Consider the following 26467-nt stretch of genomic DNA (forward strand, 5'->3'; position numbering starts at 1 on the left):
TAGTTACGATTTCGGCGATGTCAAACACGCCAACGCGATTTTGTCGGTGCTATGCGGCACAGCGTGAAAAGTCATCCTGAAGCAGGCGCCGCTCGGCTTGCCGTCGAGGATATCGATGCGCCCGCCATGCAGTTGCATGATTTCCTGCACGAGGTTGAGCCCGAGCCCGGCGCCGTGATCCTGCGGACGCAGCCGGTAGAACGGCTCGAAGATGCGTTCGCGCTCGGCTGGCGGCACGCCGTCGCCTTCGTCCCGCACCTCGATGACGGCCGACGCTGTGACACTGACGGTGATCTTGCCCGTGCGGCCGCCATGCTCGATGGCGTTCTGGACGATGTTGGTCACCGCGCGCTCGATCGCGACGCGGTCGCCGGTGGCGAAGACCGTTTCCCGTTCCGGCTCGAACGACATCTCGTATCCGGCCGAGAACGCCATTGGCGCGAGGTCGACGATGACGCCGCGCGCGATCGCGACGAGATCGACCTTCTCGAACGGCGAAGTCTGTCGGTCGAGGCGTTGCAGGTCGAGCAACTGGTCGGTCAGCGTCGAAAGCCGCGCCGCGTCCTGCAGCAGCCGTGCCCGCTCCGGTGTTGCCGGCAGCGAGGCCAGCCGCGTGTTGAGGATGGCCACCGGTGTCCTCAGTTCATGGGCGGCGTCGGTCAGGAAGCGCTTGTGGCGCTCATAGCCCTTGTCGAGGCGCGCAAGGGCTGCGTTTACCGCCTTCACCAGCGGCGTGACTTCCGTCGGCACATCCTTCAGCGGCAGTTGCACGCCGCGCTGGTCTATGTCGATGCGCTCGGCCTCGGCGGCCGCATGGCCAAGGCCCGACAGCGCGCCGCGCACCACCCAGGGCGTCGCGAACAGCGTCGCTAGCGCCATCAGTCCGGCCAGCGGCAATATGCCCTGCAGGAAGAACTGCGGCGCCTGTCCAAGCAGGCGCAGCAGCGAAAGCCCGCCCTTGGTGCCGGTGAAGATCTGGACATTGCCGGCGGCCGTGTCGGTCCAGCGGATCTTTGCATCCGGCGGCGCGCTCTCGCCGATGGAATTGTCGATACGCGCGTCGCTGATGGTGTCCAGCAGTCCGGCGAAAGGCAGGAAGAGGGCCGGCACCGTGCCCTCCTGCAGCCGCTGCCCCTGCTTGTCGCGGATGATGAACCAGAGGTCGGGGACGTCGGATCGCAGCTTGGTCAGATCCGAAGTCTCGCGCAGCACAAGCTTGCCGCCCGCATCGCGCGCCACGGCATCCGCCAGCACGTCCATCGTGCCGTCCTCATAGTCGTGTGGGATGAGGCCGGTGGCCAGCAACGCGCCGAGAATGCCGACAATGATCAGCGTCAGCATCGCGCATTGCAGCAAGGCGATGCGCAGCACCAGGCTCCATTTGAGCGAACGTGGTCGTTTGAGGCTCATCCCTTGGCGCTCACGTCGTTTCGCGCAGCAGATAGCCGACGCCGCGAATGCCGTTGATCGTCACCCCGGCATCGGCGTCGGCCAGTTTGCGGCGCAGGCGTGAGACATGGGTGTCGAGCGCATTGGACTGGATCTCGTCGTCGAGGCCGAACACCGCTTCCATCAGCGCCTCGCGCTGCACCATGCGGCCGGTGCGCCGCATCAGCGCCTCCAGCACCAGCAGTTCGCGGCGCGGCAGGCTGAGCGGCTCGCCACGGATCGCCGCTTCGCGATGTCCGACATCGAGCACCAGATGGCCGGCGCGGATGAATTGCGACTGCATCGGCGCCGGCCGCCTGAGCAAGGCGCGCAAGCGGGCCAGCAATTCCTCGAAGGCGAACGGCTTGGCCAGATAGTCGTCCGCGCCCATGTCCAGCCCATCGACCTTATCGGACGTGTCGCCCTTGGCCGTCAGCACCAGCACCGGCGTGGTGTTGTTCGCCGAGCGCAATCTCGGCACCAGCGACAGCCCGTCGCCATCCGGCAACTGGCGGTCGAGCAGGATGGCGTCGTAGCCGTCGACGGCAACGAAGCCCTCCGCCTCAAGCAATGTGCCGGCGTGATCGACCACCATGTCGTGGCGCTTCAGCGCGGCACGCAACGCCGAGACCATTTCAGGCTCGTCTTCGACCAGCAAGATGCGCATCCACACTCCCCAGGCAACGAACTCAGCATCGGGCGTTACCGCGCCAACATTGCGTAGACATGGCAAAGCCGAATGGACCGGGGCCGGCAAGGTCTTTCTTTACGCCCGCACTATTGCGCAATGTCTATGCAATCCAGCCACGGCAAACAGCGTCGGTCGGCAGGAACCGCCCATGCCGGCGTCAAGGCGTCGGGCCTGACAATGCAACAGGTTCGGGTCCGACGCCGAAACGAAATCAAGTGGTCGCGCCAAACTGGTTGGCGCGCCACTGTTCGGGATTGAGGTTGGTTATGCCTGCACATGATGCCCTGTCTTTTCTCATGGCGTGGACCGTTGCGCCGTTCAGGGTCGGCTCCGTCACGCCGTCCAGTTCCAGCCTGGCGGCCTTGATGACGCGCGACATCGGTCCAGAGACGGGCTCCGTGCTGGAGCTCGGTCCCGGAACCGGCCCTTTCACACGGGCGCTGCTGTCACGCGGGGTGCGGGAGGAGGATCTGACGCTGATCGAATCCGATCCGGATTTTGCCGCACTTCTCATGCGGCGCTTTCCCGCCGCCCGGATTTTCGAGATGGATGCCGCCGGGCTGCGCCATCTGTCGCTCTTCCCTGGGCCGGTGGTTGGTGCCGCCGTCAGCGGGCTGCCCTTCCGCCTGATTTCGCCGCGCAAGACGCTTGCCATTCTCGAAGGCGTTTTCGCGAGTCTGCGCCCGGGTGGGGCGCTCTACCAGTTCACGCTCGGCCGGCGCTGCCCGTTCGACCAGTCGCTGCTCGACCGGCTCGATCTCGAAGTCACGCGGGTCGGCCATACCTTTCGCAATTTCCCGCCGGCGACGGTCTATCGCGTCACGAGGATCAAGACGCTCGGGACCTATGACTGGCGCTTCGCATGACGGGTCCGCTGTCGGCCATTCTCGGCTTCGGCCTGTTCGGCGTCTTCTGCCTCGCCTTCACCGAAAAAATCCTGCCGATTCCGCCCTCGCATGTGCTGCTGCTGTTCCTCGGCATGACGGCGGCGCCGGATGCCTTCACACTGGCAATCCTGCTGGCGGTGACGACGTTCGCCTCCTTCGCCGGTTGCCTTGTCTGGTATGGGGTTGGTCGCCGGATCGGATTTGACCGTGCCGACAGGCTGATCGAACGTGTCGGCAGATATGTCTTCCTGCGCTCCGCAACCTACCGCAAGCTCGGCCAGGCCTATCGCCGCAATCATGTGCGGGTGTCGCTGCTGGCGCAGTTCATCCCGACGGTGCGCAATTATTTGCCGATCGCGGCCGGCGCGCTCTGTCTGCCTGCTCTGCCCTTCGCGATCGCGACGCTGCTCGGCGCCACTATCTGGAATGCGGGCTTTCTCGTAACCGGCTATCTCTTGCACGGCAGTGGCCAGGATTCTTTCACGGTGGGTTTGCGCATCATCGTCATCGTCGTGGCGCTGGAGACGGCCTTCATGCTGGCGCTGCGCTATGGTCCCGCATGCCGGCGGCGCGTCAGACTGATGCTCGGCTGAGCGCACAGCACCAGTCATTGGATAAGCTCCGCCATCGGCTTTCCTTCGCTCGGCCGCCGGTGTTTAGTCCGGCCATGGCCTTCACCATCCGCCAGTTGCAGTTCTTCATCGCCGTCGCCGAGCAAGGCACGGTGTCGGGCGCGGCACAGAACCTCTCCATCTCGCAATCGTCCGTCACCGAAGCGATCAAGGAACTCGAAAGCGATCTCGGCGTCGAATTGTTCGAGCGCCATCCGCGCGGCCTCAACATCACCCACAAGGGCCACCAGTTCCTGCGTCACGCGACGAAGATCCTCGCCGACGTGTCCGACGCCCGCCGCTCTTTTTCTGGCGAACAGGCGGTAGCGGGCGGCCGGCTGCAGCTCGGCGTCACCTCGCTGGTCGCTGGCTATGTGCTGTCGGATCTGCTCTCCCGCTATCGCCGCGCCTATCCCGGCGTCGAGGTCTCGGCCATCGAGGACAATGGCGACTACCTCGAACATCTCCTGATCGGCGGCAAGCTCGACATCGCCGTCATGGTCACTTCCAATTTGCGCGACCGCACAGCGCTGCAATCGGAAATCCTCGAAGTCTCGGCCTACCGCCTGTGGCTGCCGCTCGGCCATCCGCTCGCCAGCGCCGACATCATCAGCATTGGCGATATCGCTGGCGAGCCACTGATCATGCTGACCGTCGACGAAATCGAGGAGAATACGGGAAAACTGCTGACGGCGATCGGCGCCAAGCCGCATGTCGCTTTCCGCACCCGTTCCGTCGAAGCCGTGCGCAGCCTGGTCGCCACCGGCGCCGGCGTGGCGCTGCTGCCCGACCTCGTCTACCGGCCATGGTCGCTGGAAGGCGACCGCATCGAATCGCGCGATATTTCCGGCTCCTTGCCGGTGGTGCAGGTCGGCATGGTCTGGCGGCGCGGCTCCGGCCTGCCGCAGGCGGCGCGCGATTTCATCGGCCTTGCCCAGTCGCAGCGGACGGTTCGTCGCTAGTGTGGCCTACTCCAGACTGACGTGGCCAGTCTACGCTTGCGCCTTGTGACGGAAACCGCCTCCGCCTTGAACGGCCCGATTGGAGCAACCTCGAAGCGGCCGGCGCCGGCAAGCCTGACGGCGCGGCGGAACGTTGGACATTCCATCGGCCGGGCGGCCGGACATTGGGCGGCGTGACGCAAAGCCTCTCGGATCGTCGTCAGCCGTTGGATGATTTGGTCCAGTTCCTTCGCTTTGGCATCCAGGCGCCCTCGATCCATTTTCGGCAGGCCGTCGGGCGTCAGCATCGAGGAAATCTCGTCCAGTGCGAATCCACCGGCGCGTCCGAGTGCGATCAAGGCGAGCCGGTCGAGGACGGCAGGGTCGAACAAACGGCGCTGGCCGCGACGGCCGATCGAGGCGACGAGGCCCTTCTCCTCGTAGTAGCGAAGTGTCGAGGCGGGCACGCCGGTGCGGCGCGACACTTCGGCAATGTCCATATCTTTCATACTTGACCTCAAGTCGGCTTGAACTCGTAGAGTGCTCGCGACGATCGGTGAGAGCAACACGAAAGCGAGGTCCGTTATGCCGCAATCCGCGCCGCCCAACACACGCCAAGCCGCGCTCTGGAACGATGCCAGCGGAAAAGCCTGGGTCGAGATGCAGCCGATCCTCGACGAGATATTGGCACCGTTCGAGCGGCTGGTGGTCGATGCCGGCTATCCCGGGGAAGGGGGCAATGTCCTGGATGTCGGCTGCGGTGCCGGCGCCACAACTCTGGCGATGGCGCGCCGCGTGGGCAAAGGCGGAAATTGTGTGGGGCTCGACATCTCGCAGCCGCTTGTCGCCCTGGCGACGGAGCGCGCGAGGGTGGAAGACGTGGCAAACGCAAGTTTTGAAGTGGGCGACGCCCAGGCGTTTGCGTTCGAATCCGGGTCCTTCGACGCTGTTATCTCGCGCTTCGGTGTCATGTTCTTCGACGATCCCGTGGCCGCGTTCACCAACATAAGAAAGGCCGCGAGGCGCGGCGGCAAACTCGCCTTTGTTGCGTGGCGCAGTCCGCTCGAGAATGATTTCATGACGACCGCCGTGCGAGCGGCTGCGCCTTTCCTGCCGCCCGCACCGGCGCCAGACCCCGATGCTCCGGGTCAGTTTGCCTTTGCCGACGGCGCCAAGGTGAAGCGAATCCTGGAAGCAAGCGGCTGGGCTTCAATCGAAGTCGAACGGGCGGACGTCCCGTGCCGGATCGCCCAACGCGATCTGATGACGTTTGTCACCCGGCTAGGGCCGCTCGGCGCCGCGCTGCGCGAGGTTGACCGGGCGACGGCCGAGAGAATCGCCACGGTGTTGCCGGCGGCGTTCGCTCCTTTCGTTGAAGACGGTGGGGCTCGCTTCAATGCCGCTTGCTGGCTGGTGACGGCGCTTGCTTGAAGCGGCGTCGAGCTATCGGAAAAACCGATATCGCCTTTCTGATAAATGAATTTGCGAAACCGGAATTTTCCAAGCACCTTCCGTTTCAGGGACCAAAGCCGCCATCAGAGCGGCATCAAGTCCATAGGACGAACTGATACGTTTTTCAGTCCGCGCGTGATCTGGCGAAAACCGGAGCGGTTTCGGGGTCATCCGCCAAAATGGGAGATCGATGATGAATTCATTCCTGAAGTCGTGCACGGCGCTGACGGTCGCCCTGACCTTCTCCGGTCAGGCCATCGCCCAGGTCAAGGAACTCGGCAAGGGCGAAGGTCAGGTCAACATCGTTGCCTGGCCGGGCTATATCGAGCGCGGCGAGACCGACAAGGGCTATGACTGGGTCACCGCCTTCGAGAAGGAGAGCGGCTGCAAGGTCAACGTCAAGACCGCCAACACGTCGGACGAGATGGTCTCGCTGATGAACGAGGGCGGCTTCGACCTCGTCACGGCTTCGGGCGATGCCTCGCTGCGCCTCGTCGCCGGCAAGCGCGTGCAGCCTATCAACACCGATCTCATCCCGAGCTGGAAGACGGTCGACGACCGGCTCAAGGACGCGCCTTGGTTCACCGTCGACAAGGTGCATTACGGCGTTCCCTATCAGTGGGGCCCCAACATCCTGATGTACAACACCGAGGTGTTCAAGGACGCGCCGAAGAGCTGGAACGTCGTCTTCGAGGAGATGAAGCTGCCGGACGGCAAGTCCAACAAAGGCCGCGTCCAGGCCTATGACGGCCCGATCCACATTGCGGATGCCGCCAACTACCTGATGTTCCACAAGCCGGAACTCGGCATCAAGGACCCCTACGAGCTGAACGAGGACCAGTACAAGGCAGCGCTCGACCTGCTGCGCGTCCAGCGCACGCTGGTCGGTCGCTACTGGCATGACGCTGCTATCCAGGTCGACGATTTCCAGAATGAAGGCGTCGTCGCCTCGGGTTCGTGGCCGTATCAGGTCAACACGCTGGTTGCCGCCAAGAAGCCGGTTGCCTCGACCGTGCCGGAAGAAGGCGTCACCGGCTGGGCCGACACCACCATGATGGAAGCCGACGCGGCTCACCCGAACTGCGCCTATATGTGGCTCGAGCATTCGCTGTCGCCGAAGGTGCAGGGCGATGTCTCGGCCTGGTTCGGATCGCTCCCCGTGGTGCCCGCCGCCTGCAAGGGCAATGAGCTCTTGACCGACGAAGGCTGCAAGACCAACGGCTACGACAATTTCGACAAGATCAAGTTCTGGAAGACGCCGGTTTCGAAATGCGTCACCCAGAACGACCAGTGCGTGCCTTACTACCGCTGGGTGTCGGACTATATCGGCGTCATCGGCGGACGGTGATTTCTCTTACCCTCCCCCTTGTTGTGGGGAGGGTCGACGTCCAGCGTCGGGGTGGGGGCTGTCCGATAGATTCGCGCCATCACCCCCACCCGCGGCTTCGCCGCGACCTCCCCCATCGAGGGGGAGGTGAAGCGGCGCGCGAATTTCGCGATCCTAGCCAGATTTGTAGCTGAGGATGATTTTGATAAACCGGCAACAGACTGACAGCCCATGACCTCTGCCGTCTCCTTCCAGAAAGTCTCGCGCCATTTCGGCAGCGTTCGCGCCGTCGATGCGGTCGATCTCGACATTGCGCCGGGTGAGTTCTTCGCCATGCTCGGGCCGTCCGGTTCCGGCAAGACCACATGCCTGCGGCTCATCGCCGGTTTCGAGCAGCCGACGGCGGGTTCCATCTCGATCTTCGGTGAGCGCGCCGAGGGCGTTCCGCCCTATCGCCGCAACGTCAACACCGTGTTCCAGGACTATGCGCTGTTCCCGCATCTCAATGTGCTCGACAACGTCGCCTACGGGCTGATGGTCAAGGGCGTCGGCAAGGCCGAGCGGCACAAGGCGGCCGAGGAAGCGCTGTCGCTGGTGCGGCTGCCCGGCTATGGCGCCCGCCGCCCCGGCCAGTTGTCTGGCGGCCAGCGCCAGCGGGTCGCGCTGGCCCGCGCTCTGGTCAACCAGCCCAAGGTGCTGCTGCTCGACGAACCGCTCGGCGCGCTCGACCTCAAACTGCGCGAAAACATGCAGGAAGAGCTGAAATCGTTGCAGAAGGCGCTCGGCATCACCTTCGTCTTCGTCACCCACGACCAGGGCGAGGCACTGTCCATGGCTGACCGCGTCGCCGTCTTCAACGACGGCAGGATCATGCAGATCGGCACGCCCGAAGATATCTATCAGCGGCCTCGCACGCGCTTCGTTGCCGATTTCGTTGGCTCCTCCAATGTGCTGCCGCCGGATTTCGTCCAGCGTTATTCCGGCCAGCACCGCTGGGGCAGCCTTCGCCCCGAATCCATTCGCGTCAGCCGCGCAGCCAGCGGCGAAGGCGTCGCCGCCCGTCTCGTCTCAACCAACTATCTCGGCGCCACCACCAGGCTGGCGCTCGATGCCGATGGGTTGAAACTGCACGCCGTGGTGCCGGCCGGCACGGCCCTACCGGCGGAAGGCGAGGCGGTCATGCTCACCTTCAACCGCGAGCACCTGCATCTGATGGACGAACCGGCATGAGCGTCGACGTCACCATGCCGCGCGCCACGGCCCCTGCCATCCTGCCCGGCAGCGGCGGCATGCGCGGTGCGCTGTCGGATCTGTTCTGGCGCCGGCCGCAACTGCTCCTGCTTCTCATGCTGTTGCCGCCGGTGCTGTGGCTCGGCATCGTCTATATCGGCTCGCTCTTCGCGCTCTTGGCACAGAGCTTTTTCTCCATCGACGAGTACTCCGGCCTCATCAACCGCCAGTTCACGCTGAAGACCTATGGCGATCTGTTGCAGGCCGCCAATCTCGACATCATCCTGCGCACGGTGACCATGGCGGCCCTGGTGACGCTGGCCTCGGCCATCGTTGCCTTCCCCATCGCATATTACGCAGCGCGTTATGCGCGCGGCCGTTGGAAGGCGCTGTTCTATCTCGGCGTCATGCTGCCGCTGTGGTCGAGTTATCTGGTCAAGATCTACGCCTGGAAGCTGATCCTGGCCAAGGAAGGCATCCTCACCTGGCTCTTCGCCAAGCTGCATTTGCTGTGGATTCTCGATGCCTGGCTCTCGCTGCCGGTCGTCGGCGGCAACTCGCTGTCGGTCTCGTTCACCGGCACCTTCATCGTTTTCGTCTATGTCTGGCTGCCCTTCATGATCCTGCCGGTTCAGGCGGCGCTCGAGCGCGTGCCCGGCAATCTGGTCGAGGCTTCCTCCGATCTCGGCGCCTCGCCGGGACAGACCTTTCGCAACGTGCTGTTCCCGCTGGCGCTGCCCGGCATTGTCGCCGGCTCGATCTTCACCTTCTCGCTGACTCTCGGCGACTACATCATTCCGCAGATCATCGGCACGTCCCGGCTGTTCATCGGCCAGGCCGTCTATTCGCAGCAAGGCACCGCCGGCAACATCCCGCTCGCCGCCGCCTTCACCGTGGTGCCCATCGTCATCATGGGCTTCTACCTCTGGGGCGCCAAGCGCATGGGGGCCTTCGATGCGCTCTGACCGTGGCCAATCCGCTCCGCTCGGCCTGAAGATCGCTGCCGCCTGCGGCCTGCTGTTCCTGCATTTGCCGATCCTGCTGATCTTCGTCTACGCCTTCACCACCGAGGAGAAGAGCTTCGTCTGGCCGCCGCCCGGGCTGACCACGCAGTGGTTCGCCGTCACCTGGAACCGGCCCGACGTATGGGAGGCGCTGTCGCTGTCAGTGCGCGTCGCCGCCATCTCGACGGCGATCGCGCTGGTGCTCGGCACGCTCTGCGCCGCCGCGGTGTCGCGGACAAAATTCTTCGGCCGCGAGACCATCTCGCTGCTGGTCATTCTGCCGATCGCCTTGCCCGGCATCATCACAGGTATCGCGCTGCGCTCGGCCTTTTCGCTCGCCGACATTCCTTTCTCGTTCTGGACGATCGTGCTCGGCCACGCCACCTTCTGCGTGGTCGTCGTTTACAACAATGCGGTAGCCCGTTTCCGCCGCACCTCCGGCTCGATGATCGAGGCCTCGATGGATCTCGGCGCCGACGGTTTCCAGACCTTCCGCCATGTCGTGCTGCCCAACATCGCCACCGCGCTGCTTGCCGGCGGCATGCTGGCCTTTGCCCTGTCTTTCGATGAGGTCATCGTCACTACCTTCACCGCCGGCCAGCAGCAGACCGTGCCGATCTGGATGCTGGAGGAACTGATCCGTCCGCGCCAGCGCCCTGTCACCAATGTCGTGGCCATGGTCGTCGTGCTGGTGACGCTGCTGCCGATCCTGTTTGCCTACTACCTGACCCGCGACGGCGACCAGATTGCCGGTTCGGGCAAATAATCTAAAGGGAGAGACTTCCATGGACACCCAGATGCTGATCGGCTCGAAATTCGAGAACGGCGCCGAGACCGAGGAGCCGATCCTCAATCCGAAGACCGGGGCGACCATTCTCAACCTGCCCGAAGCCAGCCAGGCGCAGATCGAGGCAGCGGTCAGTGCCGCCGAAAAGGCATTCGTCTTGTGGTCGCGCTCCACGCCGGCGCAGCGCTCAGGTTGTCTCTTGAAGATCGCCGACCGTATCGAGGCCGAGGCCAAGGAATTCGCCGCGCTCGAGGCTCTCAACTGCGGCAAGCCGATCAATGCAGTGCTCAATGACGAGATCCCGGCCATCGTCGACTGCTACCGCTTCTTCGCCGGCGCGGTGCGTTCCATGCCGGGCGTGGTCGCGGGCGAATATCTGCCCGGGCACACCTCGATGGTACGGCGCGACCCGATCGGCATCGTCGCCTCGATCGCACCCTGGAATTATCCGCTGATGATGATGGCCTGGAAGCTGGCGCCGGCAATCGGTGGCGGCAACACCGTCGTCTTCAAGCCGTCGGAGCAGACGCCACTGACGGCGCTGAAGCTGGCAAAAATTCTGGCCGAAATCCTGCCCGAAGGCGTCGTCAATGTCGTGCTCGGCCGTGGCGACAGCGTCGGAAACACGCTGATCAACCACCCCAAGGTCAACATGATCTCGATCACCGGCGACGTCGCCACCGGCAAGAAGGTGCTTCAGGCGGCCGCCAAGTCGGTCAAGCGCACGCATCTTGAGCTTGGCGGCAAGGCGCCGGTCATCGTCTTCGACGACGCCGACCTCGGCGCCGTCGTCAGCGGCCTGCGTGCCTTCGGCTATTACAATGCCGGCCAGGACTGCACCGCCGCCTGCCGTATCTATGCCGGCAAGAAGATCTACGACAAGCTCGTCGCCGATCTCTCCTTGGCCGTCTCGACCATCAAGTACAATCGTCCCGACGATACCGAAAACGAGATCGGCCCGCTGATCTCGCGCCGCCAGCGCGACCGCGTGTCGAGCTTCGTCGAACGCGCCTCGGAATTGAAGCACATCGAGATCACCACCGGCGGCAAGCCGGGCGAAGGCACGGGCTTCTACTACCAGCCGACCGTCGTCGCCGGCGCGCTGCAGGAGGACGAGATCGTGCGCCGCGAGGTGTTTGGCCCGGTCGTCTCGGTCACCCGTTTCACCGAAGTCGACGAGGCGGTGACCTGGGCCAATGACAGCGACTATGGCCTGGCGTCGTCGGTTTGGACCAAGGACGTCTCGCGCGCCATGGCGACGGCCGCGCGCCTGCAATATGGCTGCACCTGGATCAACACCCATTTCATGCTGACCAACGAGATGCCGCATGGCGGGCTGAAGCAGTCCGGCTACGGCAAGGACATGTCGCTCTACGCGCTGGAAGACTACACCGCCGTGCGGCACGTGATGGTGGCGCATGGGTGAGAAGCGGTCCGCGTAGTGGACGAAAAGCCCCTAAATGGGCTTTTCGAGCGACGAACGGTGAAGGTCCGGTTCGCCTTCGGGCGAATTAAAAGGTCCAGTGGACCTTTTAAAGGAGCTGAACGCCCGAAGGGCAGGGAGCCATAGCGAAGGGCCGGGCGGTAGCCATTTTCCCTTCTCCCCTTGTGGGAGAAGGTGGATCGGCGCGTAGCGCCGAGACGGTTGAGGGGTGTTCCAGCTTGGCGCCAGCCCACCCCTCACCCGGATTGCCAACCGATTTGTGAAGAACAAATCGGGGCAATCCGACCTCTCCCACAAGGGGAGAGGTAAGACCGTTGCGCGCCGCTACTCGACGATGCGATAGATGTTCCACAAGCTGCTGCCCGACACGACATAGGGCTCGATCTCCTTGCCCCATTTGGCATGGGCGTCGATCTTGCCGATCTTGGCAAACATCGCCTCCAGCTGGGCCAGGCTTTCGACCTGGTGGTGTGACTCGACCGTCGCTTCCCGCGCGCCGATCGATCCGGTCATGATCTGGAACTTCAGCTCGGCCAGGCCGACCTGCGAGCCGATCTCGCGTTCCCATTTTTTCAACAGGTCGAGCACGGTCTGCTTGTGCCCGAACTTGGCGTCGATCTGCCATCTGGCGCTGAACATCTTCTTCTCCTCCGCGTTTGCGGCCAGGCCGCTGTTGATCTACCTGCTACTCGTCCCAGGCCTGCACGACGGTCTGCCGTGCGATCTGCCCGTTCTTCAGTTCCAGCATCGCGGCGGCGAACACCTTGGTGCCATCCGGATAGGCGCAGGCCTGGGTGAAGGCCAGGCTGTTGCCGTCGGCGATCGTGGTGTCGACCTTGTGGGTCATCGCCCGGCTGCAGATGTCGTCCCAGAAGGTGGTGATCGCCGCGCGCCCGCGGATCTCGCGCGGCTTGCTCGGTGGGTTGTTGCGGTCGATCACGCGCACCAGCGCGTCATCGGTATAGAAGCTCGAAAGCGTCTTGCCGTCGCGGGTCTCGATCGCCTTCTTGATGGCCGCGCCATCCACGGTTTGGGTCTTGGTCAGCATTTCATCCTCCATGGCCCGTCTTCGGGCGGTTGATGTGCGCAAATCTGCCCGGCGCTTATCGACGGGCAGTATCGTTCACTGCGACTTCGCCTTGACGGCCGCGAAGACGTCGTCGGTCTGCTTCTTGAAAGTCGCGAGATCGACCTGACTGCCGTTAAGCATCGTCGACCAATGGCGCACGATCGCCGCCATCGCGATCGTCTCCTTGATCTCCTCCTCGCTGGCGCCGTTGAGCTTGGCCGCCTCGGTGTGGAAATAGATGCAGTACTGGCAGGGGATCTGCGCGGCGACCGCAAGGCCTATCAGCTCCTTGGTCTTGCCGTCGAGCGCGGTCTTGGGGTTGAGCTGCACCCCCTTGATCTCGCCCCAGGCGCCGGCGACGGCGGCGTCAGGCAGCGTCTTGAACATATCCGGCACCGAGCCGAGTGTCGCCTGGATGTCCTTGTAGGCGGCTGTCGCCGATGCATCCTCGGCCTTTGCGGGAGAGATCGTGAACAGCGCGCCAATGCCTGCCGCGATCACGAATGATCTGACATTCAGTTTTGACTTGAGCATTTCATCCTCCGTTCGCAGGGCCTTCCCGGCGGCATCCGCCTGGCCTGCATGGGGGAATTGATAGCGCTTACATCGGCGTGCCCGCTTCGCCCGAAAGCGCCATGGCTCTCATGGCCCGTCTGGGCCAGCGTGCCTGGCGGAAAATGCCGCTGCTGCCGCTCGCGATGGCAGGTCGAGCTTGAGCAGTATGTTGGCGACGTGACGTTTGACCGTGTGCTCGCTCAGCCTGAGTTCGGCGGCGATCGCGGCATTGCTTTTGCCATCGGCGATCAGGTTCACCACCTCGCTTTCCCGTGCCGTCAACACGGCGGGTTCCGTTGGCCTGGACTTCGAACGGCAGGCCGGTTCCAGATGCTGCTCCGATGTCGCATGCACCACCGGCAATGGCTCGTCCAGTTCGCCGAGGCTGACGCGGCCGGCGTCGACGAAATGCAGGCCGGACCCCACCGCCAGATCGGCAACCAGCCGGGAAGCCAGAATGTCGCCACGCCCGGCATGGTTCGCCAACTGCATCGCCACGCGCGCCGTCAGTCCGACCGGCGGGCCGCGCGCTTCGATCTCGCCGACATGGACCCCTTGCGCACTCGCCACGCCGATCTGCTGCGCCGCCTCGCGCAGCGTCGCCGCGCAGCGTACGGCGCGCGCCGGCCCGTCGAAGCGCGAGATCATCAATTCGCCATGCATGCCCACCGCGCGCCCGCCATGGCGCCCGACCAGCAGCCGCCAGCTCTCCTGAAAACGCTGACTGCGCTCGAGCCACATGCGGTCGCCAAGCTTGGCCGTGTCGGAGATGCGCGTCACCAGCAATGCGGCAAGCACACGCTCCGTGTCCGCCACCGCCGGCTGGCCGGTAAGAAATTCCTCGATCAGATCGGCAACGCGGTCGACATCGCCGGTCCAGACCGGATGGTCGCGCCCGGCGATCTCGACCAGCCGTGCATTCGGGATCTTCTTCGCCAGGAAGCGGCTGGCCTCGGGATCGACGCGAACATCGTTGCGGCGATGGATCAGCAGTGTCGGCGCGCTGATCGCGCCGAGGATGTCTCGCACGTCGATCCCGGCATTCATGCGGGCAAGCGCGGCTGCCGCGGTCGGGCTTGCCGACAGGCGTTCGAAACGTCCCCACCATGTTGAAAAGTGGGTATCGTCCACTCGGCCCGGTGCAAAATTCGGCAAGGTCGCGCCGGTGCCCCAGGCCGTTTCGGCCGTAGCGATGAAGGCATCGAGGCGTTCCGGCGACATCACCCATTTGTGGAAATGCGCATAGCCGCCATAGAGCACCAGCGCCCGCGTCCGCTCCGGATAGGTGGCGGCGAACAGCATCGCCATCGGCGCGCCCTCGGAAGCGCCGAGCAATGCGGCCCGGCCGCTGCCGGCCGCATCCATCACCGCGCGCACATCGTCCATGCGGGTTTCGAGGCTCGGCAGATGATGGGCATCGACACGGTCTGAAAGACCGGTGCCGCGCTTGTCGAACAGGATCAGCCGCGAGAATGCCGACAGTCGCCTCAAGAGCCTTGTATAGCCCTCGTCCTCCCAATGCAGGTCGAGATTGGAAATGAAGCCCGGGACGAAGACGAGATCAAGCGAACCCTGGCCGACCACCTGATAGGCGATCCGCACCTCGCCACTGCGGGCATATCGGGTCTCGATCGGCCTCACGAGGTTTCTTCCGCCCGGCCTGACGATTTCTGATCGTCGACCATAGCAGAGCCGCGTCGATAGCGGCAGATCAAACTTTAGCGGAAAGGAATATTGGCCCGCGTGGCGGCTCGCGGCTACTTCTGCGACGCGGCGACGTCTGCCGGGGAGGGCTTGAGCCCGAGCTTGAGATCGGCCTCGGCTGGTGTGATCGGCCGCTTGATCCTGGCCGACGCAGCCACGACGAGTTCGTCGAAGCCTTCACCGCTGTCCAGCAGTTCGAAGAACTGCCGCCGCATCCGGGGTTCCCAGAACTTGTTGATATGCTCGGCGACGCCGGCAATCCCTTCCTCGCGCGACTTGGAATGGAAGAAGGCCGCGATCTGGTTGGCCATACGCACCAGCTTTTCGCTGGTGCTCGTGATGTGGTCTTCGTCATGCGACATGCTGGGCAACTCCCAAAACCACCCGGTCGGGGTGGGTGAAAACATCGAAATCTTCGCCGCGCACCAGCGCCACCAGTGTCATGCCGGCCTCGTCGGCGGTGCGGATGGCAAGCGCGGTCGGCGCCGAGACGGCAATGATGAAGGCCGAGCCGATCGCCGCCGTCTTCTGCACCATTTCGACCGACACGCGCGACGTCACCACGACGGCGCCCGACGCGCCGTCGATGCCTGCTTTGGCCAATGCGCCGGCCAGCTTGTCCAACGCATTGTGGCGGCCGACATCCTCGCGCGCCATGACGACGCCCTTGCCGGGAATGTAGAAGCCGGCGGCATGCACGGCCCCGGTCTCCTGATGCAGCGGCTGCACCTTCGACAACAGCTTGACGGAGCGCACGATGTCGTCGGCACCAAGCGTAAGTTTTGACGCACCAACCGCATCGACCGAGCGCATCGCTTCCTCGATGGATTCAATGCCGCACAGCCCGCAGCCGACCGGCCCGGCGAGCCTGCGCCGCCGCGCTTCGAACCGTGTATTGGCCTGATCTCTCAGCCGGATCTGGATGTCGATGCCGGCGCCATGATCCTCGACCTCGATCGCCTCGATCTCTTCAGGGGAAGAGATGATGCCTTCTGTCAACGAGAAGCCGAGCGCGAAATCCTCGAAATCGGCCGGGCTCGCCATCATCACCGCATGGGTTGTGCCGGCGAAGGAGAACGCCACCGGCGTCTCCTCCGGCACCATGCGATTGGCGGCAGCCGTACCGCTGGCGCGATGCGCCAGCCGCGATATCTCGGTCGTTGCTTTGCGGCGCGCGGCCACGGCTACTCCGCTGCCTGCAGCGAGGCGATGCGGCGGCTGTTCCTGGCCTGCTCATCATACTCGCGCTGCCAGTCCGACGGGCCATTGGAGGCGCCGACCTGCACCGCCGTCACCTTGTACTCCGGACAGTTGGTCGCCCAGTCCGAGAAGTCGGTGGTGATGACGTTGGCCTGCGTGTCCGGATGGTGGAAGGTGGTGTAGACCACGCCCGGCGACACTCGGTCGGTGATGAGCGCCCGCAGCGTCGTCTCGCCGGAGCGGCTGGTAAGCCGCACCCAGTCGCCGTCGCGCAGGCCGCGATTCTCGGCATCGTGCGGGTGGATCTCCAGCCGGTCTTCCGAGTGCCACATGACGTTGTCGGTGCGCCGCGTCTGCGCGCCGACATTGTACTGACTGAGGATGCGGCCTGTGGTCAAAAGCAGCGGGAAGCGCGGCCCGGTCCTCTCGTCCGTCGCCACATATTCGGTGCGGATGAACTTGCCCTTGCCGCGCACGAAGCCGTCAATGTGCATGATCGGCGTGCCGAGCGGGGCCTTCTCGTTGCAGGGCCACTGCACCGATCCCACCCGGTCGAGCAGATCGAAGGAGACATTGGCGAAGCTCGGCGTCGTCTGGGCGATCTCGTCCATGATCTGCGACGGATGCGTGTAGTTCCAGTCGAGCCCGATGGCGCGGGCAAGCTCCTGCGTCGCCTCCCAGTCGGCATAGCGCGCCTTCGGTTCCAGCACCTTGCGCACCATGTTGATGCGGCGCTCGGCATTGGTGAAAGTGCCGTCCTTTTCCAGGAAGGTCGAACCCGGCAGGAAGACATGCGCGTAGTTCGCCGTCTCGTTGAGGAAGAGATCGTGGACGACGACGCATTCCATGGCCGCGAGACCGCCGGCAACATGCTTGGTGTCGGGATCGGACTGCAATATGTCCTCGCCCTGGATGTAGATGCCCTTGAAGGAGCCGTCGACGGCGGCATCGAGCATGTTGGGAATGCGCAGGCCGGGTTCATCGTCCAGCTTTACGCCCCACAGGCTCTCATAGATGTCGCGCACGGCTTCGCCGGAGATGTGACGATATCCAGGCAACTCATGCGGGAAGGAGCCCATGTCGCACGAGCCCTGCACGTTGTTCTGGCCGCGCAACGGGTTCACGCCGACGCCCGGGCGGCCGATATTGCCGGTGGCCATGGCGAGGTTGGCGATCGCCATCACCGTGGTCGAGCCCTGGCTGTGCTCGGTGACGCCGAGGCCGTAATAGATCGCGCCATTGCCGCCCTTGGCGTAGAGCCGCGCGGCACCCCGGATCAGCTCCGGGTCGACGCCGGAAAGCTTGCCGACGGTCTCGGGGCTGTTTTCCGGCAAGGCGACGAACGAGGCCCAGTCCTGGAACTCCGTCCAGTCGCAGCGTTCGCGGACGAAGGCTTCGTTGAAAAGCCCTTCGGTGACGATGACATGCGCCAGCGACGTCAGCACCGCCACGTTGGTGCCGGGCTTCAGCGGCAGGTGATAATCGGCCTCGACATGCGCCGACTTGACCATCTCCGTGCGGCGCGGATCGAGCACGATCAGCTTGGCGCCCTGGCGCAGCCGCTTCTTCAGCCGCGAAGCGAACACTGGGTGCGCCGAAACCGGATTGGCGCCGATGACGACGGCGACGTCAGTGAATTCGACGGAATCGAAATCCTGCGTGCCGGCCGAGGTGCCGTAGGTCTGGCCGAGCCCGTAACCGGTCGGCGAATGGCAGACGCGGGCGCAGGTGTCGACATTGTTGTTGCGGAAACCCTGCCGCACCAGCTTCTGGACGAGATAGGTCTCTTCGTTCGTGCAGCGCGAGGAGGTGATGCCACCGATCGAGGTGCGGCCGTACTGATATTGGATCCGGCGGAATTCCTTGGCCGTATGGGCGATCGCCTCTTCCCAGCTCACCTCGCGCCACGGGTCGGAAATCTTCTCGCGGATCATCGGCGACAGGATGCGGTCCTTGTGGGTGGCGTAGCCATAGGCGAAACGGCCCTTGACGCAGCTATGGCCGTGGTTCGCCTTGCCGTCCTTGTAGGGCATCATACGGATGACTTCGTCGTCCTTCACCTCGGCCTTGAACGAGCAGCCGACGCCGCAATAGGCGCAGGTGGTGACGGCCGAGCGTTCCGGCATGCCCTTTTCGAGCACCGTCTTCTCGCGCAGCGCATCGGTCGGGCAAGCCTGCACACAGGCGCCGCAGGACACGCATTCGGAAGCGATGAAATCCTCATGCATGCCGGCGACCATGCGCGATTCGAAACCGCGGCCCTCTATGGTCAGCGCGAAGGTGCCCTGTACCTCCTCGCACGCCCGCACGCAGCGCGAGCAGACGATGCACTGCGCCGGATCATAGGTGAAATAGGGGTTGGATTCATCGCGGGCGATGTAGTCGACCGCCAGCGAGCCATGGCCGGGCGCGACGCCGTCTTCCTGCTTGACGTGGTTGCGGCCCTCGACGCCGTAGCGGTTCTCGGTCAGGCCGACTGATTTCGCCACCGTGTCGAATTCGCTGGCGCCGGTGCCGGCCTTCTCGTTCCAGCCGGTCGGATGATCGGAGACGTAAAGCTCCATGACGCCGCGGCGGATCGCGTCGAGCCGGTCGGACTGCGTGCGCACCACCATGCCTTCGCCGACCGGCGTCGTACAGGAGGCCGGCGTGCCGCCACGGCCTTCGATCTCGACCAGGCAGACGCGGCACGAGCCGAAGGAGTCCAGCATGTCGGTGGCGCAGAGTTTCGGGATCTCGACACCGCCTTCCATCGCCGCGCGCATGATCGAGGTGCCTTCCGGCACCGTGATGCTGCGGCCGTCGACGTTCAGCGTGACCTGCTTTTGCGCTCGCGACTCCGGGGTTCCGTAGTCGATCTCTTCGACCAGCGATGGGAAGTCGGCCTTGATGTTCATCTGCCAGCTCCTACTCAGCAGCCACGCGCGCCGGCGCGGGCTTGAAATCTTCGGGGAAATGCGTGATCGAACTCATCACCGGGTAGGGCGTGAAGCCGCCCAGCGCGCACAGCGAACCGAACTTCATCGTGTTGCAGAGATCCGTGACCAGAGCGAGGTTCTTTTCCGGCTCGATGCCGGCGGCAAGCCTGTCGATGGTCTCGACGCCGCGCGTCGAGCCGATGCGGCAGGGCGTGCACTTGCCGCAGCTTTCGATGGCGCAGAATTCCATGGCGAAGCGCGCCTGCTTCAGCATATCGGCCGTGTCGTCGAACACGGTGATGCCGGCATGGCCGATCAGCCCGTCGCGCTTGGCGAATTCCTCGTAGTCGAACGGCGTGTCGAACAGAGCGCGCGGGAAATAGGCGCCGAGCGGTCCGCCGACCTGCACTGCCTTCACCGGACGGCCAGTGGCCGTGCCGCCACCGATGTCATCGACGATTTCGCCCAGCGTCAGGCCGAAAGCGGTCTCGAACAAACCGCCATTCCTGACATTGCCGGCGATCTGGATCGGGATCGTGCCGCGCGAGCGGCCCATGCCGAAATCCTTGTAGAAGGCGGCGCCCTTGTCCATGATGATGGGCACGGAGGCCAGGCTGATCACGTTGTTGATCACCGTCGGTTTGCCGAACAGGCCCTGGATGGCCGGTAGCGGCGGCTTGGCGCGCACCACGCCGCGCTTGCCTTCCAGGCTGTTCAGAAGCGAGGTTTCCTCGCCGCAGACATAGGCGCCGGCGCCGACGCGGATTTCCATGTCGAAGGCGTTCGGCGAGCCCAGCACATTGACGCCGAGCACACCGGACTTGCGAGCGATTTCGACGGCCTTGTTCATTGTCGCCACCGCATGTGGATATTCCGAGCGGATATAGACAAAACCCTTGGTCGCGCCGGTGGCGATGCCGGCGATCGCCATGCCTTCGATCAGCACGAAGGGGTCGCCTTCCATGATCATGCGGTCGGCGAAAGTCGCGCTGTCGCCTTCGTCGGCGTTGCAGACGATGTATTTGCGCTCGGATGTCGTATCCAGCACCGTCTTCCACTTGATGCCGGTCGGGAAGCCGGCGCCGCCGCGGCCGCGCAGGCCTGAGTCTGTCACCTGCTTGACAATGTCGGCCGGGGCCATGGCAACCGCGTTCTGCAGGCCCTTCAGCCCGCCGAGCGACTTGTAGGCGTCGAGCGACAGCGGATCGTTGATGCCGCAGCGGGCGAAGGTCAGCCGGGTCTGTTTGGCCAGGAATGGGATTTTGTCTGGCGCGCCGAGCCAGCGCTTGTGATGGCCGCCGGTGAGGAAACCGCTGTCGAACAGGCTCTTGACGTCGGACGACTTCACCGGCCCGTAGGCGACGCGGCCCTTTTCGGTCGCCACTTCGACCATCGGCTCGAGGAAATAGGCGCCGCGCGAGCCGTTGCGCACGATCTTGGCCTCGATGCCACGCTCGGCGAGTTCCTTGGCGATCGCCTTGGCGACCTTTTCGGCACCGAGCGCCAGCGCGCCGGAATCGCCGGGAATGTAGATGCGGGGGATCATGAGCGCACCTCGGCAAGGATCTCGTCGATCTTGTCGTCATCGAGCCGCCCGATCACCTTGCCGTCGAGCATCGCCGACGGCGAACAGGCGCAAAGCCCGAGGCAATAGACCGGCTCGAGTGTAACCGATCCGTCGCTGGCGGTCTCGTGGAAACCGATGCCCAGCAACTGTTTGATCTTGGTAGCGACGGCATCCGAGCCCATCGACTGGCAGGCTTCCGCCTGGCAGAGCTTGAGCACATGCCGCCCGGCCGGCCGGGCACGGAAATCATGGTAGAAGGTGACGACACCGTGCACCTCGGCCCTGGAGAGATTCAGCCCATCGGCGATGACCGGCAGCGCTGCCTGCGGTACATGGCCGAATTCTTCCTGGATCTCGTGCAGGATCGGCAGCAACGGGCCTTCGAGGCCCTTCAGCTCTTGGATAATCGCCGCCGTGCGCGATGCGATCTCGGTACTTGCAGGCTGCATCGTCATGCAGCGCCCTCCCTGGTCGGTGGTAGCGTTCTAGCGCTAAGTCGTTACAAAAACAGAGGAAACCCGCGAAATCAATAAAGCTGATCCGTTGCTTGATAGAAATCTTCTATCAAGCACTGTCAGCCGCCATTCTCTATCCTAGCGGTGGGCGCGGAAATCGTCTGCCAGCGCCATCGCCTCGTCCAGCAGCGCCTGCACCAGCGGCGTGTGCGGCTCGCGCGGCGCGGCCACCAGGCCGACCGTGTGGCTGGCATCCGGCTCGACGATCGGAATGGCTCGGATCGGCTCGGAAAAGCCGAACGTTTCCGCGAGGTTGAGCGGCATGATCGACGACCATTTGCCGGTGTGGATATGCGAGAACAGCACGATCATCGAGTTGGATTCGAGCGTCGGCCGCACCTGCACCCCGGCCTCGGCCAGATGCTGGTCGATGATGCGACGGTTCTGCATGTCCGGCGTCAGCAGGCAGAGCGGCAACCGGCTGATCTCGGCCCATGTCACTTTGTCGCGGTCGGAATAGGGGTTTCCGACCGCCGTGATCAGCTGATAGCGCTCATCGTAAAGCGGCACGCTGGTCACCCGCCCGAGCGGTTCGTTGTCGAGATAGGTGATGCCGGCGTCGATGTCGAAATTGCCGAGCAGCGACAAGACTTCGATCGAGGTGCGCGACAGAACCGAAAAGGTGACGCCCGGGTGCTTTTCGCGAAACGGCGTCGTCAGCCGCGCCACCATGGCAAGTGCCGTCGGAATGGCGGCAATGCGGATGCGGCCGGAAAGACCGTGGCGCGCCGCCCGCATCTCCTCGCGCATGGTCCTTGAATCGCCGACGATGCGGCGCGCCCAGACCAGCACCTGCTTGCCTTCCGGCGTCAGCCCCTGGAACCGCGACCCGCGATTGACCAGCATGACGCCAAGCTGCCCCTCCAGCTGCTTGATGCCGGCCGACAGTGTCGGCTGGGTGACGCCGCACACTTCCGCTGCCCGGCCGAAATGCTCTTCCTTGGCCAGTGCGATGAAGAATTCGAGTTTGTCGATCATGCCATCCTTCCGGTCGTCATGCGCAGACTCGGGGAAATTCTTCCTTGCCGCAAGCGCTGTGCGTAATCGTTCCGCATCCACATCTTTCAGCCGGCTTACTGTTTCCCGCGGCGTCAGGCGGCGCTATGTCAATGAAACGGTCGTGAACAGGGCGCGATGGGAGACTGACATGCTGGGCTGGTTCCGCAAGCTGCTGCCACGCGAAGATCGTTTCTTCGAATTGTTCGAGCGGCATTCCCGTACGGTGGTCGGCGGCGCGGAGGCGCTGCAGCAGCTGCTTCAGGGCAAGGACATCGATCGCTGGTGCGAGAAGATCGTCGATCTCGAGGACGAGGCTGATCATATCACGGCGGAAGTCCTGCTTGCCGTGCGGCGCTCCTTCATCACGCCTTTCGATCGCGGCGACATCAAGGATCTGATCCAGTCGATGGATGACGCCATCGACATGATGCACAAGACCGTCAAGACGGTGAGGCTATTCGAGAAGCGGGAGTTCGACCCGCTGATGCAGGAAATGGGCGCCGTCATCGTCGACGCCGCCCGTTTGGTCGCGGAAGCGATCCCGCTGCTCGCCAAGGTCGGCGCTAACAGCGCACGCCTCAACGCCCTTGCCGAGGAGGTGATGCGTGCCGAAGGCCGGGCCGACGATTTGCACGAGCAGGGCCTGAAGGATTTGTTCAGGCGCCATGGTCGCGGTGACGCGATGGCTTATCTGATCGGCAGCGAGATCTATGGCCAGCTGGAGAAGGTGGTCGACCGTTTCGAGGACGTCGCCAACGAGATCAGCGGCATCGTCATCGAGAACGTCTAGGCGATGGACGTCGCGATCGCTTTCCCCCTGCTGGCCGGCCTCGTCGCCGTCGCGCTGTTCTTCGATTTTCTCAATGGCCTGCACGATGCGGCAAATTCCATCGCCACCATCGTCTCGACACGCGTACTCAGGCCGCAATATGCAGTGCTGTGGGCGGCCTTCTTCAACTTCATTGCCTTCATGTTCTTCGGCCTGCATGTCGCTGAGACCGTGGGGAAAGGCATCGTCGACGTCAGCATCGTCACGCCGGCGGTCATCTTCTCGGCCCTCGTCGGCGCCATCGTCTGGAACATCGTCACCTGGATCGCCGGCATTCCCTCGAGCAGTTCTCACGCGCTGATCGGCGGGCTGGTCGGCGCCGGCGTTGCAAAGGGAGGCATCGGCGCCATCGTCTGGTCGGGACTTGGCAAGACGGTCGCCGCGATCGTGCTCTCGCCGGCGACCGGTTTTGTCTTGGCACTCGTGCTGATCCTGGTGGTTTCGTGGCTGTTCGTGCGCCAGACGCCGTTCGCCGTCGACAGCACCTTTCGCGTCCTGCAGTTCTTTTCCGCCTCGCTCTATTCGCTTGGCCATGGCGGCAACGATGCGCAGAAGACCATGGGCATCATCGCCGTGCTGCTCTATTCGCAAGGCATGCTCGGCGAAAAATTCTACGTGCCGCTGTGGGTCGTCCTGACCTGCCAGTCGGCGCTGGCGCTCGGCACGCTGTTCGGCGGCTGGCGGATCGTCCACACAATGGGTTCGAAGATCACCAGGCTCAATCCGATGCAGGGCTTCTGCGCCGAAACCGGCGGCGCAATCACACTGTTCGCCGCCACCTGGCTTGGCGTTCCCGTATCGACCACGCATACGATCACCGGCGCCATCATCGGCGTCGGCGCCGCCCGCCGCGTCTCGGCGGTGCGCTGGGGCATTGCCGGCAACATCGTCATCGCCTGGATCGTCACCTTGCCGGCGACGGCGGCGATTTCGGCTCTCACCTATTTCGTCACAAACCTGGCAGGCTGACGCGCAGCGCCGAAGCCTATTTGTCGACTAGATTCAGGATGTTGCCGTCGGGGTCCTTGAACCATGCGACCTTCATGCCGTCGCCGACATGGACGTCGCCCTCAAGCGTCAGGCCGGGCATCTCATAATGTTCGAAGGCCACGCCCTTTGATTTCAGCGATTTGACGACATCGCCGATCTGGTCGCCAACCGTCCAGGTCAGTGCCGTCGCCTTGTTGGTTCCGGCAAATTGCGAGTGGTAGACATTGATGAGCGTGTCACCGCTTTTGTAGACGATGAGCTCGCCGCCCATGTCGTCGACCTGCTTGAGGCCTAGCGTGCCCTCATAAAAGGCCTTTGCCCTTGCCAGGTCCTTGACGGCGAGATTGGCCGTTGCGTTGCTGTTTTGGAGCATGACCCGTCTCCTTCCCGGATTGTCGTGTCCTCGCTCAGGCAACCGAAATAGGGCAGGCGGCCCGTTTGGCCATCGGCAACCATCCGACCGGGAGCGTCACCCGGCAAAATCCGACAGCATCGGTCGTTTTCCGTGGCACGCCGGACAAGCCTTTGCGTCACGGCTTGGTTCTCGCTGGAAACTGCACTATCTGGATCGCAAAACGCCGAGGAAAGATCATGACCGTTACCAAGGAAATCGTCACCGAGCGCCTGAAGACGGTCAACGGGCCGGACTTCACCGGCAACATCGTCGACCTCGGCATGGTTTCCGAGATTTTCATCGCCGATTCGAAAGTGTTCTTCTCGATCACGGTTCCCGCCGCTAGGGCGCAGGAGATGGAGCCGCTGCGTGCCGCCGCCGAGCGTGTCGTCAAAGCGATCCCCGGCGTTGCCGGCGCCGTGGTGGCGCTGACGGCGGAGAAAAAGGGGGGCGGCATGGAAGCGCCGGTGCCGGCGCGCCCCGCGCCCAGGCCGGCATCGCCTGCAACCGCCGCCCCGCGCCCCGCGCCGCATGCCCCCGCCTCGCACAGCTCGGGCAAGCGCGGCGTGCCCGGCATCGAGGCGATCATCGCGGTTGCTTCCGGCAAGGGCGGCGTCGGCAAGTCGACCACCGCCGTCAATCTGGCGCTTGGCCTTGCCGCCAATGGCTTGCGGGTCGGCGTGCTCGACGCCGACATCTATGGCCCGTCCATGCCGAAACTGCTCAACATTCACGGCCGGCCGCAGACGGTCGACGGTAAGATCCTGAAACCGATGGAGAATTACGGCCTCAAGGTGATGTCGATGGGCTTCCTCGTCGATGAGGAGACGCCGATGATCTGGCGCGGGCCGATGGTGATGTCGGCGCTGACGCAGATGCTGCGCGAGGTCGAATGGGGCCGGCTCGACGTGCTCGTCGTCGACATGCCCCCCGGCACCGGCGACGCGCAATTGACCATGGCGCAGCAGGTGCCACTGGCCGGCGCCGTCATCGTCTCGACGCCGCAGGACCTGGCGCTGATCGACGCTCGCAAGGGTTTGAACATGTTCAAGAAGGTCGACGTGCCGCTGCTCGGCATCGTCGAGAACATGAGCTATTTCATCGCCCCGGACACCGGCAAGCGCTACGACATTTTCGGCCATGGCGGCGCACGCCGCGAAGCCGAACGCCTCGGCGTCACCTTCCTCGGCGAAGTGCCGCTGGAAATGGGCATCCGCGAAAGCTCGGATGCCGGTGAGCCGGTTGTTGCCTCGAAGCCCGATAGCGCCGAGGCAAAAACCTATCGCGACATCGCCGCCAAGGTCTGGGACAGGGTCAATGAAGAACGCGGCGCGGCCGAAGCGGCGGTGCCGAGCATCGTCTTCGAGTAAGCCTTCCGAGGGGGAGGGTCAGCCGCCGACCTTCTCGCCGAAGCTGGAAAAGAACTGGCCGGCCAGTTTCTTCGAAGTCGATTCGATCAGCCGGCTGCCGAGCTGGGCGATCTTGCCGCCGACCTCGGCCTTGGCCGCGTATTTGAGCACCGTCGCATCCGCTCCATCCTCGGTAAGCGTGACGTCGGCGCCGCCCTTGGCAAAGCCGGCAATGCCGCCCTTGCCTTCGCCCTGGATGGTGTAGGAATGCGGCGGCTTGAGGTTCTTCAGCGTCACTTCGCCGTTGAAGGTCGCCTTGATCGGTCCGATCTTCACCACCACGGTCGCCGCCATCTCGGTCGGCGACTTCATCTCCAGACTCTGGCAGCCGGGAATCGTCGCCTTCAGCACATCGGGATCGTTTAGCGCTTCCCAGACTTTTTGCAGGGGTGCGGCAATGCGTTCCTCGCCTTCGATCACCAAAGCCATCAAGAACCTCCCGGAAAGAATGGTTTCAAGCCCTAGCGCAGGGGCGCAGTTGTGTCTATCGCACCAAAGTGCGGGTTAGGAACGCGC

General features: G+C 64.0%; 28 protein-coding genes. 12 read left to right on the top strand and 16 right to left on the bottom strand.

The window, feature by feature from the left end:
• Nucleotides 1-3: 3 nt before the first annotated feature.
• The 3 genes from AC04SF_RS16765 to AC04SF_RS16775 form a co-directional block, all read right to left on the bottom strand.
• Complete coding sequence (locus AC04SF_RS16765) at nt 4-1410, bottom strand: sensor histidine kinase (RefSeq protein WP_488478748.1); 1407 nt, start codon at nt 1408-1410, stop codon at nt 4-6.
• Between the two features lie 10 nt (nt 1411-1420).
• Nucleotides 1421-2095 (bottom strand): response regulator transcription factor, encoded by a 675-nt coding sequence (locus tag AC04SF_RS16770; RefSeq protein ID WP_488478749.1) that lies wholly within the window; start codon nt 2093-2095, stop codon nt 1421-1423.
• 235 nt (nt 2096-2330) lie between these two features.
• Nucleotides 2331-2498, bottom strand: coding sequence for a hypothetical protein (locus tag AC04SF_RS16775; RefSeq protein WP_488478750.1), 168 nt, complete (start codon nt 2496-2498; stop codon nt 2331-2333).
• Here AC04SF_RS16775 and AC04SF_RS16780 point away from each other — a divergent pair.
• The 3 genes from AC04SF_RS16780 (at nt 2485) to AC04SF_RS16790 (ending at nt 4579) form a co-directional block, all read left to right on the top strand.
• Nucleotides 2485-2985 (top strand): class I SAM-dependent methyltransferase, encoded by a 501-nt coding sequence (locus AC04SF_RS16780; protein WP_488478751.1) that lies wholly within the window; start codon nt 2485-2487, stop codon nt 2983-2985. The genes AC04SF_RS16775 and AC04SF_RS16780 overlap by 14 nt on opposite strands.
• Nucleotides 2982-3599: a DedA family protein gene (locus AC04SF_RS16785; RefSeq protein WP_488478752.1), complete on the top strand. Its 618-nt coding sequence runs from the start codon at nt 2982-2984 to the stop codon at nt 3597-3599. Before AC04SF_RS16780 ends, AC04SF_RS16785 begins: the two co-directional genes overlap by 4 nt.
• A gap of 74 nt (nt 3600-3673) precedes the next feature.
• Nucleotides 3674-4579, top strand: coding sequence for a LysR family transcriptional regulator (locus tag AC04SF_RS16790; RefSeq protein WP_095200970.1), 906 nt, complete (start codon nt 3674-3676; stop codon nt 4577-4579).
• Here AC04SF_RS16790 and AC04SF_RS16795 read toward each other — a convergent pair.
• Nucleotides 4576-5067: a helix-turn-helix domain-containing protein gene (locus AC04SF_RS16795; RefSeq protein ID WP_488478753.1), complete on the bottom strand. Its 492-nt coding sequence runs from the start codon at nt 5065-5067 to the stop codon at nt 4576-4578. The genes AC04SF_RS16790 and AC04SF_RS16795 overlap by 4 nt on opposite strands.
• Before the next feature lie 31 nt (nt 5068-5098).
• Between AC04SF_RS16795 and AC04SF_RS16800 the strand changes: the two genes are divergently transcribed.
• From AC04SF_RS16800 to AC04SF_RS16825, 6 genes are all read left to right on the top strand, one after another.
• On the top strand, nt 5099-5989 hold the full coding sequence (locus tag AC04SF_RS16800) for a class I SAM-dependent methyltransferase (RefSeq protein ID WP_488478754.1): 891 nt from the start codon (nt 5099-5101) through the stop codon (nt 5987-5989).
• 214 nt (nt 5990-6203) lie between these two features.
• Nucleotides 6204-7358, top strand: a complete 1155-nt coding sequence (locus AC04SF_RS16805; protein ID WP_096458438.1) for an ABC transporter substrate-binding protein — start codon at nt 6204-6206, stop codon at nt 7356-7358.
• A 210-nt stretch (nt 7359-7568) separates the two neighbouring features.
• Nucleotides 7569-8567: an ABC transporter ATP-binding protein gene (locus tag AC04SF_RS16810; protein ID WP_488478755.1), complete on the top strand. Its 999-nt coding sequence runs from the start codon at nt 7569-7571 to the stop codon at nt 8565-8567.
• 14 nt (nt 8568-8581) lie between these two features.
• Complete coding sequence (locus tag AC04SF_RS16815; RefSeq protein WP_488478926.1) at nt 8582-9532, top strand: ABC transporter permease; 951 nt, start codon at nt 8582-8584, stop codon at nt 9530-9532.
• Nucleotides 9522-10337, top strand: a complete 816-nt coding sequence (locus tag AC04SF_RS16820; protein ID WP_115141083.1) for an ABC transporter permease — start codon at nt 9522-9524, stop codon at nt 10335-10337. The genes AC04SF_RS16815 and AC04SF_RS16820 overlap by 11 nt, the downstream gene beginning before the upstream one ends.
• A gap of 19 nt (nt 10338-10356) precedes the next feature.
• Nucleotides 10357-11784 carry a gamma-aminobutyraldehyde dehydrogenase gene (locus AC04SF_RS16825; RefSeq protein ID WP_488478756.1) on the top strand — a complete coding sequence of 476 codons (1428 nt, stop codon included), beginning with the start codon at nt 10357-10359 and terminating at the stop codon, nt 11782-11784.
• Nucleotides 11785-12126: 342 nt separating this feature from the next.
• On the opposite strand, the gene AC04SF_RS16830 is transcribed toward AC04SF_RS16825, so the two are convergent.
• The 10 genes from AC04SF_RS16830 to AC04SF_RS16875 form a co-directional block, all read right to left on the bottom strand.
• Nucleotides 12127-12441 carry a hypothetical protein gene (locus AC04SF_RS16830; RefSeq protein WP_096453170.1) on the bottom strand — a complete coding sequence of 105 codons (315 nt, stop codon included), beginning with the start codon at nt 12439-12441 and terminating at the stop codon, nt 12127-12129.
• Between the two features lie 46 nt (nt 12442-12487).
• Nucleotides 12488-12850, bottom strand: a complete 363-nt coding sequence (locus AC04SF_RS16835) for a nuclear transport factor 2 family protein (RefSeq protein WP_095201056.1) — start codon at nt 12848-12850, stop codon at nt 12488-12490.
• A gap of 75 nt (nt 12851-12925) precedes the next feature.
• Nucleotides 12926-13405, bottom strand: coding sequence for a carboxymuconolactone decarboxylase family protein (locus tag AC04SF_RS16840; protein WP_488478757.1), 480 nt, complete (start codon nt 13403-13405; stop codon nt 12926-12928).
• A gap of 108 nt (nt 13406-13513) precedes the next feature.
• Nucleotides 13514-15067 carry an alpha/beta fold hydrolase gene (locus AC04SF_RS16845; protein ID WP_488478758.1) on the bottom strand — a complete coding sequence of 518 codons (1554 nt, stop codon included), beginning with the start codon at nt 15065-15067 and terminating at the stop codon, nt 13514-13516.
• Nucleotides 15068-15183: 116 nt separating this feature from the next.
• Nucleotides 15184-15492, bottom strand: a complete 309-nt coding sequence (locus tag AC04SF_RS16850) for a formate dehydrogenase subunit delta (protein WP_096453173.1) — start codon at nt 15490-15492, stop codon at nt 15184-15186.
• On the bottom strand, nt 15482-16312 hold the full coding sequence (gene fdhD, locus AC04SF_RS16855) for a formate dehydrogenase accessory sulfurtransferase FdhD (RefSeq protein ID WP_096453174.1): 831 nt from the start codon (nt 16310-16312) through the stop codon (nt 15482-15484). Before fdhD ends, AC04SF_RS16850 begins: the two co-directional genes overlap by 11 nt.
• A gap of 2 nt (nt 16313-16314) precedes the next feature.
• On the bottom strand, nt 16315-19227 hold the full coding sequence (gene fdhF, locus AC04SF_RS16860; RefSeq protein WP_488478759.1) for a formate dehydrogenase subunit alpha: 2913 nt from the start codon (nt 19225-19227) through the stop codon (nt 16315-16317).
• A gap of 10 nt (nt 19228-19237) precedes the next feature.
• Nucleotides 19238-20794: a formate dehydrogenase beta subunit gene (locus tag AC04SF_RS16865; protein ID WP_096453176.1), complete on the bottom strand. Its 1557-nt coding sequence runs from the start codon at nt 20792-20794 to the stop codon at nt 19238-19240.
• Nucleotides 20791-21270, bottom strand: a complete 480-nt coding sequence (locus AC04SF_RS16870) for a formate dehydrogenase subunit gamma (protein WP_488478760.1) — start codon at nt 21268-21270, stop codon at nt 20791-20793. Before AC04SF_RS16870 ends, AC04SF_RS16865 begins: the two co-directional genes overlap by 4 nt.
• 138 nt (nt 21271-21408) lie before the next feature.
• Nucleotides 21409-22308, bottom strand: coding sequence for a LysR family transcriptional regulator (locus tag AC04SF_RS16875; protein ID WP_488478761.1), 900 nt, complete (start codon nt 22306-22308; stop codon nt 21409-21411).
• A gap of 169 nt (nt 22309-22477) precedes the next feature.
• On the opposite strand from AC04SF_RS16875, the gene AC04SF_RS16880 reads away from it, so the two are divergent.
• Together AC04SF_RS16880 and AC04SF_RS16885 are read left to right on the top strand one after the other, a co-directional pair.
• Nucleotides 22478-23119: a DUF47 family protein gene (locus tag AC04SF_RS16880; RefSeq protein ID WP_488478762.1), complete on the top strand. Its 642-nt coding sequence runs from the start codon at nt 22478-22480 to the stop codon at nt 23117-23119.
• 3 nt (nt 23120-23122) lie between these two features.
• Entirely contained in the window at nt 23123-24127 is a 1005-nt protein-coding gene (locus tag AC04SF_RS16885; protein ID WP_096453180.1) for an inorganic phosphate transporter, read from the top strand.
• Between the two features lie 16 nt (nt 24128-24143).
• Here the strand turns inward: AC04SF_RS16885 and AC04SF_RS16890 are convergent, their stop codons facing one another.
• Nucleotides 24144-24521, bottom strand: coding sequence for a VOC family protein (locus tag AC04SF_RS16890; protein WP_096453181.1), 378 nt, complete (start codon nt 24519-24521; stop codon nt 24144-24146).
• A gap of 218 nt (nt 24522-24739) precedes the next feature.
• Here AC04SF_RS16890 and AC04SF_RS16895 point away from each other — a divergent pair, with 218 nt between their 5' ends.
• Nucleotides 24740-25912 carry an Mrp/NBP35 family ATP-binding protein gene (locus AC04SF_RS16895; protein WP_488478763.1) on the top strand — a complete coding sequence of 391 codons (1173 nt, stop codon included), beginning with the start codon at nt 24740-24742 and terminating at the stop codon, nt 25910-25912.
• Nucleotides 25913-25930: 18 nt separating this feature from the next.
• On the opposite strand, the gene AC04SF_RS16900 is transcribed toward AC04SF_RS16895, so the two are convergent.
• Entirely contained in the window at nt 25931-26380 is a 450-nt protein-coding gene (locus AC04SF_RS16900; RefSeq protein ID WP_488478764.1) for an SRPBCC family protein, read from the bottom strand.
• Nucleotides 26381-26467: the final 87 nt, after the last annotated feature.

Source organism: Mesorhizobium sp. CNPSo 4671, from assembly GCF_057784245.1.